The 15937-nt window shown below is 45.0% G+C and carries 9 protein-coding genes; 2 read left to right on the forward strand and 7 right to left on the reverse strand.

Annotation, left to right across the window (positions count from 1 at the left end; translation table 11 throughout):
- Window positions 1-34: 34 nt before the first annotated feature.
- The 5 genes from ASV53_RS02255 to purL all read right to left on the reverse strand — a co-directional run bounded on the left by ASV53_RS02255 (window position 35) and on the right by purL (window position 10518).
- Window positions 35-508, reverse strand: coding sequence for a Dps family protein (locus tag ASV53_RS02255; protein WP_062691023.1), 474 nt, complete (start codon window positions 506-508; stop codon window positions 35-37).
- Window positions 509-894: 386 nt separating this feature from the next.
- Entirely contained in the window at window positions 895-1233 is a 339-nt protein-coding gene (gene glnB, locus ASV53_RS02260) for a nitrogen regulatory protein P-II (protein WP_062691022.1), read from the reverse strand.
- Window positions 1234-1335: 102 nt separating this feature from the next.
- Entirely contained in the window at window positions 1336-1737 is a 402-nt protein-coding gene (locus ASV53_RS02265) for a hypothetical protein (protein ID WP_239928708.1), read from the reverse strand.
- A 255-nt stretch (window positions 1738-1992) separates the two neighbouring features.
- Window positions 1993-6129, reverse strand: a complete 4137-nt coding sequence (locus ASV53_RS02270; protein WP_141226220.1) for a golvesin C-terminal-like domain-containing protein — start codon at window positions 6127-6129, stop codon at window positions 1993-1995.
- Between the two features lie 471 nt (window positions 6130-6600).
- Complete coding sequence (gene purL, locus ASV53_RS02275) at window positions 6601-10518, reverse strand: phosphoribosylformylglycinamidine synthase (protein ID WP_094955957.1); 3918 nt, start codon at window positions 10516-10518, stop codon at window positions 6601-6603.
- 426 nt (window positions 10519-10944) lie between these two features.
- Here purL and mltF point away from each other — a divergent pair, with 426 nt between their 5' ends.
- The gene (gene mltF, locus ASV53_RS02280; protein ID WP_094955958.1) at window positions 10945-12438 is read left to right on the forward strand and encodes a membrane-bound lytic murein transglycosylase MltF; all 1494 of its coding nucleotides are present in this window, start codon (window positions 10945-10947) and stop codon (window positions 12436-12438) included.
- 534 nt (window positions 12439-12972) lie between these two features.
- On the opposite strand, the gene tadA is transcribed toward mltF, so the two are convergent.
- The gene (gene tadA, locus ASV53_RS02285) at window positions 12973-13521 is read right to left on the reverse strand and encodes a tRNA adenosine(34) deaminase TadA (protein WP_275657083.1); all 549 of its coding nucleotides are present in this window, start codon (window positions 13519-13521) and stop codon (window positions 12973-12975) included.
- Window positions 13522-13603: 82 nt separating this feature from the next.
- Complete coding sequence (locus ASV53_RS02290) at window positions 13604-14473, reverse strand: LysR family transcriptional regulator (protein WP_094955930.1); 870 nt, start codon at window positions 14471-14473, stop codon at window positions 13604-13606.
- A 209-nt stretch (window positions 14474-14682) separates the two neighbouring features.
- On the opposite strand from ASV53_RS02290, the gene ASV53_RS02295 reads away from it, so the two are divergent.
- Entirely contained in the window at window positions 14683-15813 is a 1131-nt protein-coding gene (locus ASV53_RS02295; RefSeq protein ID WP_094955931.1) for an S-(hydroxymethyl)glutathione dehydrogenase/class III alcohol dehydrogenase, read from the forward strand.
- Window positions 15814-15937: the final 124 nt, after the last annotated feature.

Here is a 15937-nt window from a genome sequence, read left to right on the forward strand (position 1 = left end):
TTTTTTATGATTATTTAACTGCTTAACTAAACGGTTATTGATTGTAAGCATTCAGCATCCACATTAGCTTTTCTTGCTCTCGGATATAATCACCCATCAATGCCGCTGTCCCTTCATCTTCAGCATCACCAGCTAACCCAAGAATACTACGCTGCATACCCAATAAGGTTTTAAAGCCCGCTTGTAAGCCACTAACACAGTCACTACCTACATGCGCATTAAGGTGTTCTTTGATTTCACTGACCTGAAGGTACTGAGTAAAGCTATGTGATGGCGTTGCACCCAGTGTTAAAGCACGCTCTGCTAACTCATCAATTTTCACTTGTAGATCGGTATAAATTTCTTCAAATTTCGCATGTAATTCAAAGAACTCTCTACCTTTAATATTCCAGTGATAGCCACGTGTATTCATGTAGAGCACTTGATAATTGGCCAGCAACGTATTGAGTTGAGCAGCCAACTCATCAGATTTACCACTATCAAGACCAATAATATTTTGTTGTCGCATAATTCGATTCCTCTTTGTTTTCTGCAATATTACGGGTGCTATCACTCTGACACCATTCGTCTTGCTTTATACATTCAATAGCCAAAAACTATTGAAGTATAATTTTAACAAGTTTTAATCTATTAAAAATACGGAAATTCGACCAAGAAAGTAGCCGTAAAAAAGGTTTAGCAAACCAAGAGAAAGTAATAACAGCAGAAAGATGGAAAGAGAAAAATGGAAATGTAGAGGGCACATGGTGGCGTTGCAATAAGAACAAAGGATTGTTGATAATTACTGGAGCGAAGGAGTTTCGCTCAAAAACCAAGAGGGAACGCAGAATTTATAGCCATAAATGAGCACTCCCGATACAGTTATTGAGCGAAAGAAGACGCTATCATCTCAATTTAGATCGCGTCTTCGTCCTCTTCACCAGTACGAATACGCACAACGCGCTCGACATCAAACATGAAGATTTTGCCATCACCGATTTTGCCTGTTTGCGCTATTTCAATAATGGTCTCAATACACTGTTCTGCCACTTCATCTGTAACTACAATTTCAAGCTTCACTTTAGGCAGAAAGTCGACCATGTATTCTGCACCACGGTATAGTTCTGTGTGGCCTTTCTGACGACCAAAACCTTTCACTTCAGAGACTGTCATCCCTGTGATGCCAACTTCGGCCAAAGCTTCACGTACATCATCCAGCTTAAATGGCTTAATAATGGCTTCGATTTTTTTCATTTTCTCGTCGTCCTTTTTGAGCGGAGGCTAATAGAATGATTATCTCAGAAACCCCTACTGTGCCTCAATGTATTTAACCACTTAGATCACAAAGGTTCATATTTATAATGAGTGAAGATCTATTGGCGAATCCATTTTTTTCAACAGTAAAAAGACAGCATAGAGCAAAATACTGATATTCAGAGCTAGTACGATATAGGCTCTTATTTCAACAGGGAAAAATAGCGGAACGAAGGGCACCAAGCTAAAACTAAAAAACATGGTTGCGGCGGGTATAAAAAAATAGAGCGGTAAAAATCCCCAATGGCGGCCATTCAATAAGCCTACACTGGCTAAAACTCCTGACATCAGTACTAAAACTGCGATCACGACAGGCACGATACCCAATTGGTTATAGCTAAAGGCTAAAATAAACGCGTCGATATTGCGTAGCAAACAAACGGTAACAATGCAGCCCAACACACGCAGTGCCAGTGTGGATGTATATTGTTTTACAGTATCCAATGTGTATTTCATCCTTGATAGTACAACGTCGTCTGAAAGCACCAATTCCATGTGACACAGACTATGTTCAGCGAACAAAACGCTAAATGATTAGCCGAGCATTTTAGGAGGAACACTTTAATGACTCAACACCAAACTCAGCAATTTGGGCAACTGCTCAACTTTTCCAATAATTCTCACACTTTTTTTTGCTTTAAAACAAAAAAATCGCCCATTAAGGCGATTTAATAACAAGATTTATCTAGTATTTGAATATTATGGCAACGGCTTATAAATAACTTTAATCGCATCCGCTGCAATACCGTATTTATACCCCCATGAGGTATAAGCACCACTAATACACACTTTATATTGCTGACCTTTCTGCAAATAAACAGATTCAATCAAAGGCGAAAAACGATAACTCTCCTCATACAGATCAAGCTGTGTACTCGCTAACTCGGCATCATTCTCAAGCAACTGATACTTAACCTTATCTGAACCATAGCCATGACTGCGGCTAAAGCCCCCAGGGCTGTTCACGGCCACTTGATAATATCCATTTTCAACCACTTCAAATACCCATTCAGCTTTAGCATGGCTATCGGTCGAATAATAATAGTCATCACCATACTGGCCATTATCATCTGTTTTCAAGCTTCCCGGAACAGTGATATTAAAGTTACGATCTTGGTTATCCATTACCGTACCTTGTGGACCTAGACTAATAATGACAGGTTCTGGTACCTGACTTTTCTCGAGCATTTTAACCGCGTTATCCAGTTGTGCCTTCATTGCTAACATAGTTACTGATGATAACGTAGGATCAAAAGCTACCTGTTTCACACTCGCCAACGCTGTATTCAGCTGACTCACAGCCTCCGCAGAATACTGACCAGGCTGGTCACCCACCTGTACAGAAACAAGCAAAATTTCGGCTTGTTCAACCCACAGTTGCAACTCTGACCCCGCAGACATATTGGTATTGCTTGAGATATATTCAACCTTAATCGCATCTGCAATCAATGGGCCTGTGATGATCTCAACGCTACGATTATGTAAGGTGACTTTGTAATCATGGCTAGCATCAAAAACAAAATTACCTAATGTCACATACTGACCATTTGGCGCCGCAGGATAATTAAATGGCGCCGCGTTCTGAACACCGTCAACAAGATTGAACATACGATCTTTCGATTCACCAGCAGCAGAGAACACATTGTACTTAGCCCCTGTAGTGGCACCATGCGCAAAGAACATTGAGCCTTGAGCAAAGTTCGACGGCGTTCGCATTGATACACGGTATGTCCCGGGCTTATTTACGCGGAACCACCACGCAGCATGCGAAAAGTAGTTATCACCACTACCTGACGCGTACTGGTAGCGACCTCCTTGGCTATCATTAGGACGGTCTGCTTGGCTTACCCAATTACCCGTGGTTTCAAAAGCGGCATCATCGTTATCAATAATACATGCCATCTCAGCCTCACAACTGGCGGGTTGCTTACTTACCAAAGTAATCGTGGGCAATGGGGTATCATTTTGATGCGGATCGACCTGACTTAATAAATTCGCATCTTTAACCTTCACCTTCATTCCATTATGAGTGAAGAAATCACTCACCTGCCCCGTCATTTCAAGGAATAAACCACCTGAACGCTTAAGTGAATCTGCCGCTAAATAAATCAATGACAGGTGATCTTTACCCATGTTGCCAGATTTAAACGCTTCAACCAGCTGTTGATTATCCAACATCATACGTTGGATATTCTCAAGCGCCATGACAGGCGTAACGTGGGTGCCACGGTTAAATCGCGCGACCACTTTCAATGGTTGCTCATGCTCAGCGCTGACTGAAAAACTACGATTTAATGACGGGGTTATAGCATTATCAAGTTCATAACGTAGCGACTGCAACCCAATTAATTTCACCATAGGCTCAGAGCCTGCGAGCGGCGCAGCAATACTGCCATCAAATGGCATAACAGGCTTACCGTCCGCACTGTTTGGAATAGTTTGATCTGGCAATGTTGTCATTGGTTGGCCATTCGCCGAGTATTGCTGATAGCCATTAGCATCGATAACAGGTGCTCCCCCCACAACCTCAGCCATATAAAGACCCGTATCGCTGGCTTTCAGCTTGGCAGCAAAGTTCAGTGGATCAACCCCATCAATCACACTCTGTAGCGTATAGAAATAATGCTCAAAGGATTTTGAACCTAACGTTAGTGGTTGCTCAGTATCCAAGTGTTTGAGGGCACCTAGGATTTCAGGGCGAAAGCTTGGTGAATGCTCAAGCAGCTTTGGTACCCCACCACCTGTGGTTAGCAATGCTGCGGCTTGAATTTTCGGTAAGTTTGGATTGTATTGACGCACCAAAGGATCGTTGTTTACAGCCACAAATGGCATTCCCAACACGCCACCTAACGAGTGACCAACAAAGTAAACGCGGCTAGTGTCGAAATCAGCGATACCATCGCCATCAAGGTCAATATTTTTCAGGCTAGCATTTAAATTCAATAAGTCAGAAATAGCTTGGCGCATCCGGTCACGCTGACTTAACACATTACTGAAATTCATAAAAGTCGAGCCCGAAGTGCCCTTAAGCGCGGCTAAATCCCAACTCATCGGCGTCAACTCACCCGTAGGGGTACGTGTCGCACCAAAGTGACGCTCAACAATACCATCCATCTCACCTAATCGAGTTTGAAGTTCAACTTGAGTTTGGCGTTCGCTATCAGTCAGTGCTGTTTGGCTCGCTAACTGACTCAGTGTTTTTTCAGTTTCAGCGCGAAGAGAGTCCATCCCAAAACCAATAAATGGTGATGGTAGCGCTGTACTGCCAATCAATAATTGAGGGGATATCCCGTGCAGCGGTAAATCCATCGCTATCGTGGCAAAACAAGCATTATCCGGACGTTCTTTATCGCACAGAGATGCTAGTGCCATACCAGCAGGAAAACTGTTACTGCGGTCGCCCAAAATACCATGTTGGAAGATCACCACAGGCCAACCACCAATAGGTTTATTCCCTTCAGGCAGAGTAACCAAAAAAGGCACTTTATATTCGGCTTGCTGATCAGGGGATGATAATGCATTTTTTGCACCAATAGACGCTGAATGCGGTTCACGGTATTGCCATTCATCATGACCAAATTCCGCCAATGCGCTCGCTTTAATATGGCGTTTGTCATCCAATTCTGGCGCGGCTAAATAATACGGTAAACTAATATGTCCCTGAAAAAACTTGACCTTCGGATAACCAAACGAAGCAAACTCGAACCCCTGAACACCATTCGTCAGCAAATCATCCAACAGTGAACCATCTAGCTTAAAATCTTGATATTGCAATTTGAGCTGATCAACTTGCTCAACAGATAGATTAAATTGTTGTGCCAGTACTTGGCTATCGAGAGAATTAAATACCACCCCAAGTTTTTGCAAAAACGGATCGAGCATATCGCCAATCGATAAGTCTCGGCGAATAATTCCCACTTCTCGAGGTTGTGGGATTGCATTACCGTGAGAGACAGAAGCAAGCAAATCATCCGCTTGCTGCTCTGTTACCCCTTGATTCATCAGAGCCGCTTTCGGGCTAGCTAAAGATTCAAGCTGCTCTGTACCGACAGTTGTTGTAAATGTAAAAGCATGCGCAATTTGCTCTGCCACTTTCTTGCGATCATCTGACAAGTAACTTGATTGCCCTCTTTCAATAAAACCACCGGCAATGGCGGCCAATACATCACTGGCCATATTGTGCCAACGTAAAACAACAGCAGCTATTGGCAAACCTTCCGCCGAAGGGCTTGAGTGACTAAAACGATGATAATCTTGAGAAGGGACAATCGCTCGCCCTTGGCAGTCACGCAACGTATTAGCAAGGATCACTAAATACTTAGTGTTTGGTGCTAATGGTAATAATGGGCTAATTCGCAGTACACTCGCTTCCCCATCTAAAGTAACCACGTTGGCTCGGATTTGTTGTTGAGCCAGTTTACGCGGATCAACCAACTGACCACCATAGCCTTGAAAATTGTCCAGCAACATTACATCGCCTTGGCCAGACTGTAGTGGCAACACGAATACATTTTGAGTTGAGCCACTATAAGAGACGCTATTAGGATCAAGTGGCTGGCTAAAGCTCACATCAAATTGCGCCGATGTAGAAAAACCAAAATTGTCAGCCAAGGTTAACCCTCGCCCCCCATTAATACTCACAACCCCATCATCTGGCGTCTGATAATCAATACCTGCCGCTAGACGAGAACCAAAACGTAAATCATTCACCAAATCCATTTGTTGGCTGAGCGGCGCAAAGAGTACATGCGGCCGATCGCCAGTGTGATACGTGGTTGTTACCGAATTGTCATCAGGAGACGAACGGTCAAAACAGCCTGCCATTGACGCACTCAAGGCCAACACCACAAAACAACCTTTAAGAGAAAGGCGGTGAGATCGGTTTATAGATTGAAATGAATTACCAAACACTAGACACCATAAATCAAGACAGCAACTACTCCCTTTTCAATCAATAAACTTCAACCACCACACAATACGCAGGGAAAAATCATCGATAACAGGTTGTAATGCTATTTAGCAGAAATAGAAGCAAACGATAATAATCATCATCACGAAAGTCCGAAGAACCAAAGCGTTATACCAGCGACCATTAAACAACTAGTTAACTTATTGATGGTATTGGAACTTTATGATGACGCTAGGGTAGTAATATAATTATGCTTCTAATGAAAGGGGCGCGATTATACAGATAATGTCTTATTGAGAGGTCGGAGGTGAAGCTTGAAATGGTGAATAAAAAGGCAGTTACAACTGAATAAACAAACATCGGGCAAAAAGCCTGCCCGATGTTTAATTTTACAGCTATTAACCGATGTTAACGCGTGCATTACGGAACATACGCATCCATGGGCTGTTTTCGCTCCAATCATCTGGGTGCCATGAGTTCGCAACAGTACGGAATACACGCTCAGGGTGCGGCATCATGATAGTCACGCGGCCATCTTGTGTCGTCAGACCCGTAATACCATTTGGCGAACCGTTCGGGTTGGCTGGGTAGTTCTGCGTCACGTTACCGAAGTTATCTAAGTAACGCAGTGCCACTGTACCTGATTGCTCGATTGCAGCAAGGTGCTCAGCATTACGAACTTCGACACGACCTTCACCGTGAGAAACCGCGATTGGCATGCGAGAACCTGTCATTTCATTAAAGAACAAAGAGTCACTCTTCTGTACTTCAACCAAGCTAAAGCGCGCTTCAAAACGCTCTGATTCGTTACGCACGAAGCGTGGCCATAGCTCTGAACCAGGGATCAAATCACGTAAATTCGACATCATCTGACAACCGTTACACACACCTAATGCTAGGGTGTCGTTACGGTGGAAGAAAGCTTCAAACTGGTCACGCGCCATGTTGTTGAACAAAATTGATTTCGCCCAACCTTCACCCGCGCCCAATACATCACCATAAGAGAAGCCGCCACACGCGACCAACCCGTTGAAGCCATCAAGCTTCACGTCGCCAGAAAGAATATCGCTCATGTGAACATCTTTCGCTTCAAAGCCAGCGCGGTCAAATGCGGCTGCCATTTCAACATGGGAGTTCACACCCTGCTCACGCAAGATAGCCATTTGTGGTTTCGCACCCGTATTGATTGCAGGTGCAATAAACGGTGCTGCCACATCTTCGTTAATATCGAATGTTAGCTTAGTATTTAGACCTGGGTCGCTGTTGTCTTTCTTCGCTTCAAACTCTTGCAGTGCACCCGCTGGGTTATCACGCATCGCTTGCATTTGGTAGGTTGTTTCAGCCCAAATAGTACGAAGTTCAGTACGGTTTTGCTCTAGCACTTGGTCGTTACCATTCCAAATGCGAACAATATCTTCATCAACTACAGTACCAATGATGTGGCTACAATCTTCTAAGCCGTTTGCAGCCAATACCGCTTGCACTGCATCTAGGTCTTCAGTGCGAATCTGTAGCACCGCGCCCAATTCTTCGTTGAACAGGGTAGCGAGTACATCGTCACACTCGTCACCGTCAGTGGTGTTCAAATCAACTTCAACACCGGTGTGACCAGCAAATGCCATTTCTGCTAGCGTCACGTATAAGCCACCATCACCACGGTCATGGTAAGCCAGCACTTGCTCATCACGTACTAGCTGTTGAACTGCAGTGAAGAAGCCTTTCAGTAATTCAGGGCTATCAACGTCTGCTGGTTTATCACCAAGCTGCTTATAAACTTGCGCCAGAGCTGTTGCACCAAGGCGGTTTTGACCACAACCTAAGTCGATAAGCACTAGGCTTGAATCGCCTTTATCGGTACGCAGCTGAGGCGTTACTGTTTTGCGAACATCTTCTACACGGCCGAAAGCAGTAATCACAAGCGATAATGGTGAGGTCACTTCTTTGTGTTCACCGTCTTGTTCCCATTGGGTTTTCATCGACATCGAATCTTTACCCACAGGAATCGTTAGACCCAGCGCTGGGCATAGTTCTTCGCCAATCGCTTTAACGGCTTCGTACAAACCCGCATCTTCACCAGGGTGACCTGCTGGCGACATCCAGTTAGCTGACAGATTAATACGCTTCATGTCGCCAATATCTGCACTTGCGATGTTGGTAATAGCCTCACCTACCGCTAAACGTGCCGATGCGCCAAAATCAAGCAGAGCAACAGGTGTACGCTCACCCATCGACATTGCTTCACCGTGGTAGGTGTCGTAACTTGCAGCAGTTACTGCACAGTTAGCAACGGGTACCTGCCATGGGCCAACCATTTGGTCACGTGCCACTAAGCCTGTCACCGTACGATCACCAATGGTGATAAGGAACGTTTTTTCTGCAACAGCTGGCAGACGAAGTACGCGCTGGGTGGCTTCTTCTAAATCAATCCCCGCGCGGTCAATTGCCTGACCTTCTACTTTCAGCGTTTTCGCATCACGGTGCATCTTCGGCGCTTTACCCAATAGAATGTCCATTGGCATATCGATTGGCGTATCGTCGAAGTGGCTGTCTTCAAGCGTTAGGTGACGCTCTTCAGTCGCTTCACCCACAACCGCATACGGTGCACGTTCGCGCTTACAAATGGCATCGAATGCAGCCATGTTTTCTGGCGCGACAGCCATCACATAGCGTTCTTGTGATTCGTTACACCAGATCTCTAGCGGGCTCATGCCTGGTTCGTCATTAGGTACATCACGTAGTTGGAATTTACCGCCACGCTCACCATCATCAACCAACTCAGGTAATGCATTTGAGATGCCGCCCGCGCCTACATCGTGGATAAAGGCGATTGGGTTGTTTTCACCCATCTGCCAACAACGGTCGATCACTTCCTGACAACGACGTTCCATTTCTGGGTTTTCACGCTGTACTGAAGCAAAATCAAGATCTTCTGCCGACTGGCCAGACGCCATTGATGATGCTGCGCCGCCGCCAAGGCCAATGTTCATTGCAGGACCACCCAGTACGATCAATTTCGCACCCACAGGGATCTCTTTTTTCTGAACATGCTCAGCACGGATATTACCCATACCACCTGCAATCATGATTGGCTTGTGGTAACCACGTACTTCTTCGCCATTGTGTGACGTTACTTTCTCTTCGTACGTACGGAAGTAACCTAAAAGGTTAGGACGACCAAATTCGTTGTTAAATGCTGCGCCACCTAATGGGCCTTCAAGCATAATATCTAACGCGGTAACAATACGGCCCGGCTTACCAAAATCGGTTTCCCAAGGTTGTTCAAAGCCCGGTACACGCAGGTTAGAAACCGTAAAGCCAACCAAACCAGCTTTTGGCTTACCACCAATCCCCGTCGCGCCTTCATCACGGATTTCACCGCCTGAACCTGTTGATGCGCCTGGCCAAGGTGAAATGGCCGTTGGGTGGTTATGTGTTTCAACTTTCATCAAGATATGTGCCGCTTCTTGATGGTAGTTATATTGGCGAGATTCTGGGTTCGGGAAGAAACGACCCACTTCAGAGCCTTCCATTACCGCTGCATTATCTTTGTAAGCAGACAGGACGTGCTCGTGGTTCTTTTCGTAGGTGTTTTTGATCATCTTGAACAGTGACTTTTCTTGATCAACACCGTCGATCGTCCAGTCAGCATTAAAGATTTTATGACGGCAATGCTCTGAGTTCGCTTGAGCGAACATCATCAATTCAATGTCATTCGGGTTGCGACCAAGTTTAGTGAAGTTTTCCACTAAGTAGTCAATTTCGTCTTCTGCTAATGCTAAACCCAAAGTGACGTTTGCTTCTTCTAGCGCCGTGCGGCCACCAGCAAGAATATCAACAGATTTCACTGGAGCAGGTTCAGCTTGAACAAACAAGGCTTGTGCGGCTTCAAACTCACCGTAAACCACTTCCATCATGCGGTCGTGGATTAAGCCTTTCAGCTCTTCAATGTGTTCATTCGTTAGTGTTGCTGTCGCTTCGACGTAATACGCTGTACCACGTTCTAAACGTTTAACGTGTGTTAAACCACAGTTGCGGGCGATATCCGTTGATTTAGAAGACCATGGCGAAATAGTGCCTGGACGTGGCGTTACCAGTAGCAAGGTGCCAACTGGCTCATGCTCGGCAATCGTTGGACCGTAGGTCAGCAGGCTTGCAAGCTTGCTTTGCTCGTCGGCAGTAAGAGGCGCTGATAAATCAGCAAAGTGCATGAACTCGGCATAAATGCCAGTCACAGGCAGACCTAATTCGCGACAACGCTCTAATAGCTTATTAACGCGAAACTCAGATAGTGCGGGTGAACCACGCAAAATTTCCATGTGCGAACGACTCTCGATTAGCAGTTGAATGAAGGTGATATTGATGTGGTAATACATACCTATTGGCATCTATTACCACATCAATGTCACCTTTTTCAGCAATTACACGGCTCAGTTTCGAGGTGTATGGCTCATGTTTGGGCGTAGTATAAGGGAAATTGTTTGGTGACGTAACACCTGACGCAACCGTTTGCGTGTTTTTTTTCCATTCACACGTAATTTCAGCATAAAAAAAGCATTTCCCGATCGTTTCAATAGCATTATCACCACAAAGCTGACAATCAGTATGCACCGGACCGATAATCTTAAATGTTATATTGAGTACATGATTACTATCAGGTTACTTTGATGATCCGTCGTCATTTGGTATAAAGAACACCAAACTATAATGATGAGCATGTATATTTGAACAGTCATTCATTCAACATTCGCTTCAAAGCCTTGGTACTGGTTGCATTTGCTTGCTTCGGCCTTAGTGGATGTAAATGGCAAAGCCAACCTCAAGACGACTTAGAGCGCATTCGTGAAAGCGGTGTGCTTCGCGTTGGCACGCTGAATAATCAGCTTTCTTACTATATCGGTAATGACGGCCCAACAGGGCTAGATTATGAACTTGCCCAGCGCTTTGCCAAAAAGCTGGGGGTTAAGCTTGAAATGCAACCTATGTTCACCCTCTCTGGGCTTTTCCCTGCTTTAAAACGTCACGATGTCGATATTATTGCTGCTGGCTTAACCATTACCCCCGATCGTATCAATGCCTTTAAAGCCGCACCTGCTTACTACTTTGCTAGCCAAGTGGTGGTGTATAAAAAAGGGAATTGGCGCCCACGTAAACCAAGTGATCTAGCACTAAATAAAGGCAGCTTAAAAATAGTCAAAGGTTCAAGCCATGAAAAACGCTTACTGCAATTAAAAGAACTTTATCCTGACTTAGTATGGGAAGCCTCTGACGATACCGACAGTGATGAACTGCTACGTTTAGTGGCTGCTGGTGAACTTAACTTTACCGTGGCGGATTCAGTTGATGTGGCTTTGCTTCAACGTATTCACCCTGACATTGCTATCGCGATGGAGCTAACAGAAGACGAACCCATTGCTTGGTTTGTAAATCAATCACCCAACGACAGCTTGTATGCGCTGCTGATTGAGTTTTTTGGCGACATTCAGCAAAGTGGCGAACTGGCCAATCTAGAAGAGAAATACTTCGGCCATGTTGATTCTTTTGATTACGTCGACACCCGTGCATTCTTGCGGGCGATTGAGAAAAAGTTACCACGTTGGGAAGCCTTATTTAAACAATACTCCAACGAGTTTGACTGGCGTTTATTAGCAGCCTTGTCTTACCAAGAATCCCACTGGAACCCTCGTGCAGTGTCACCAACAGGTGTTCGTGGCATGATGATGTTAACACTGCCAACCGCCAAATCAGTTGGCGTGAATAACCGCCTAGACCCCGAGCAGAGTATCCGTGGTGGTAGCGCGTATTTACGTAAAATGATTGCTCGCGTACCTGATAGTATCGAAGAGCATGAGAAAGTGTGGTTTGCCCTCGCCTCTTACAATGTTGGTTTTGGCCACATGATGGATGCCCGCCGCTTAACCCAAAAGCAAGGTGGTAACCCTGATGCGTGGAGTGATGTTAAACAACGTCTACCTTTACTGCGCCAGCGTAAATACTACAGCCAAACGCGTTACGGCTATGCCCGTGGTGATGAAGCTTTAAATTACGTCGAGAACATCCGTCGTTATTACCAAAGCATTATTGGTTACGAGCAAGCGCACAGTGAGCCAGTACAAGATGAAGGCATCGCTAATATCGATGGCTTACAAATCATTCAAGCACCGCAAAAACAAGCGGTAAATGTAAGCGGGGCGACGTCTGCAAATGAGGCAGAAAACAGTAGCGATACTGTCCAGTAATAAGCCGTAGTACAAAATTTTACGAATAATTAAAGCCTGCCTTCCAAGCAGGCTTTTTCTTTACAAACTGTACTATTCGTAAACAATCTCACACTTGGTATGAGAAATAATGAGACCTAGCACGATGGTTTTAGAACAATGTCGTTCTCTTCAGCGTCGCTATAAGTAGTATTGATTTATATATAACGGACCCAGAATCAAGGGAGGATAAATGAAGCTATTTAAACGGAAATCCGCCAGTCCTACATTTCAAAAAAATATGACCTCCGCAGCGACCCGCCGTAAACGTCTGAGTGTTAACGTACGCCGAAAAATTTTATGGCGTCAGCGTAGCTATTCTCTGATCCAGCTTGGCGAGTGTGTGTAATTACTCGGTACTAATACCTTACTGTTAATCTCTACTAGCGCTGTTTTCACCATGAATGCGCCCAAGTCCTGTGCGACCGCCCATAGACAGATTCACTATAAGCTTGAAACAAAAAAGCTCAGTTTGATAAACAGACTGAGCTTTCTTTATAATATCGCGTCTTATCACTATGCCTCTTTATCGTTTGCCTCTAGTGCACGACGTGCTTGTTTTTCTGCTTTCTTTTCCGCCCGACGACGCTTAAAAAAAGCTTGTAGTTGCGCACGGCATTCTGGCTCTAACACACCCGATTCACACAATACATGGTGATTCACTTGGTCGTAACTTAGCAAATTCATAGTACTGCCAGCGGCGCCCGTTTTTAGATCTGGCGCGCCATACACCACCTTACCGATTCGGCAATGCACCATAGCACCAGCACACATAGGACAAGGTTCTAAAGTCACGTACATAACCGCGTCCAATAAACGGTAGTTTTGCACCACTTTGCCAGCTTGGCGCAGTGCCATAATTTCAGCATGTGCAGTAGCATCATGCTGACCGATAGAGCGGTTCCACCCTTCTCCAATCACACGTCCATCTAATACCACGACAGCACCTACAGGTACTTCGCCTTCAGCTTCTGCGTTACCCGCCAATTCAATGGCACGGCGCATATAACGCTCATCTTGATGAGGGTCGGCTAGATGGATATCGGTAGAGGTTTGCTCGGTCACGATGATTCTCGTACTACAGGGGTTATGTTTGGCTCGGGATTATAACGAATTATAAGCATTAACCCAGTGCCAGTTTATTTTTCTAGGTTAAATTTAGTGCAAGGTAATCCACCAGCATCCGTACTTTTGGTGATAAATGCCGATTATGCGGATAGAGTGCCCAAATCCCCTCTTCAGGTTCTTGATACTGTGTCAGCACCGCCACTAAAGAACCATCAGCCAAATCATCGGCAACATAATAATCTGGTAACTGACTTAATCCAGTGCCTTTACGCACCGCATCTAACAAACCATAGCCACTGTTACATCGCAAACTGCCGCCTACTTTGACCGATTTATCTTTGCCTTGCTCTTGAAAGTGCCAATGGTCATAGTTACCAACTAAACAATTATGCTGATGCAATTCAGATAACGAATGCGGTGTACCATACTTCGCCAAATAATCAGGCGAACCACACACAAACTGGGTACGCGTTGTTAAGCGTTTCGCCATCATACTCGAACTTGACAAGCGCCCTAATCGAATCGCCAAATCATATCCGGCCTCGACCAAATCGACCTGTTGATTGGTCAGATCCATATTGATCAATACGTCGGGATAAAGCTGCTGAAAGTCATTAATCAACGGCATAATAAATTTCTCCCCATAGGTCACTGGGGCGGTTAACTTCACTAACCCTTGCGGTTTATCTCGTAGGCTGGTGATAGCTCGCTCTGCCTCTTCCAATCCATCAAGAACTTGGCGGCAGTGTCGATAATAAATCGCGCCTTCTTCAGTCAGAGAAACTTTACGTGTAGTGCGGTAAAACAACTTAGTGCTTAACCGACCTTCCAAGGCACTGATCTGCCGACTCACTTGGGCGGTTGAAATGCCAAGCTGTTTAGCGGCACTGGTAAAGCTTTCACGCTCAGCGACGGCCACAAACTCCATCACACCTTCCCACAGAAACATTATTACACCTGAGTAAAAGTAATTTGATAATTAGGGTAATTATCATTCATGTAGAAATAAATACAATAGCCTCATCAAAACAAACGACAGCGCTTTCACGATTACGATTGAAACCTTCGTCGTTCTCACTTTTATCTTCTACTGTCTATTAGTACGAAGTGAAGTGTGACTAATAACTACAGACCAAGAGTCTTAAAGAGAGAATGAAAATGTCTGACCAATTTATCAAATCAAAAGCAGCTATTGCTTGGGGCCCTAACCAGCCATTATCTGTTGAAGAAATTGACGTAATGTTACCTCGTGCTGGTGAAGTACTGGTTCGTATCATTGCAACAGGCGTCTGCCACACTGATGCATTTACACTTTCTGGTGATGATCCTGAAGGCATTTTCCCAGCAGTACTTGGTCACGAAGGTGGCGGTATTGTTGAACAAGTGGGTGAAGGCGTGACAAGCGTACAAGTGGGCGACCACGTTATTCCACTTTACACCGCTGAGTGTGGCGAATGTAAATTCTGTAAGTCAGGTAAAACCAACCTTTGTGGCGCGGTGCGTGAAACACAAGGTAAAGGTCTAATGCCTGACGGTACAACCCGTTTCTATAAAGATGGCCAGCCAATTTACCATTACATGGGCTGTTCAACTTTCTCTGAATACACAGTACTGCCTGAGATCTCACTGGCTAAAGTGAGTAAAGAAGCACCATTAGAAGAAGTATGCCTATTAGGCTGTGGTGTAACAACGGGTATGGGCGCAGTACTTAAAACTGCCAAAGTACAAAAAGGCGATACGGTTGCGATCTTTGGTCTTGGCGGTATCGGTCTATCGGCAATCATTGGTGCAACTATGTCTGGTGCAAGCCGCATCATTGGTGTTGATATCAACGAAAGCAAATACGAGCTAGCGAAAAAATTAGGCGCAACAGACTGTATCAACCCGAACGACTATGACAAGCCAATCCAAGAAGTGATCGTTGAGATGACAGACGGTGGCGTAGACTTCTCATTTGAGTGTATCGGTAACGTCAACGTGATGCGTTCAGCGCTTGAGTGTTGTCATAAAGGCTGGGGCGAATCGGTTGTTATCGGTGTTGCTGGTGCTGGTCAAGAGATCTCAACGCGTCCATTCCAACTTGTGACGGGTCGTGTATGGCGTGGTTCTGCATTTGGTGGTGTTAAAGGCCGCTCTGAACTACCAGAAATTGTTGACCGTTACATGGCAGGTGAGTTCGCACTGAATGATTTCATTACTCACACTATGGGTCTTGAAGACATTAACCATGCGTTTGACCTAATGCACGAAGGCAAGAGTATCCGTAGCGTTATCCACTACGATAAATAATCTCACCTCCCCGTTCCCGATACTCATTCAGCACTGCAATTGCAGTGCTGTTTGTTCTTTTTACCGCTCTTTCTAGAGCACTTTATCTTTCTTTTAAACACGCATTTCTTTTTTATTTTCTGTT

Origin of the sequence: Photobacterium sanguinicancri (assembly GCF_002265265.1) — a bacterium.
GTDB classification, from domain to species: domain Bacteria; phylum Pseudomonadota; class Gammaproteobacteria; order Enterobacterales; family Vibrionaceae; genus Photobacterium; species Photobacterium sanguinicancri.

What these genes read in the sequence shown, in the direction of transcription:
- ASV53_RS02290 (WP_094955930.1), bottom strand. Translation starts at nt 14,473, where the DNA reads ATGTTTCTGTGGGAAGGTGTGATGGAGTTTGTGGCCGTCGCTGAGCGT.
- glnB (WP_062691022.1), bottom strand. Translation starts at nt 1,233, where the DNA reads ATGAAAAAAATCGAAGCCATTATTAAGCCATTTAAGCTGGATGATGTA.
- purL (WP_094955957.1), bottom strand. Translation starts at nt 10,518, where the DNA reads ATGGAAATTTTGCGTGGTTCACCCGCACTATCTGAGTTTCGCGTTAAT.
- ASV53_RS02295 (WP_094955931.1), top strand. Translation starts at nt 14,683, where the DNA reads ATGTCTGACCAATTTATCAAATCAAAAGCAGCTATTGCTTGGGGCCCT.
- ASV53_RS02255 (WP_062691023.1), bottom strand. Translation starts at nt 508, where the DNA reads ATGCGACAACAAAATATTATTGGTCTTGATAGTGGTAAATCTGATGAG.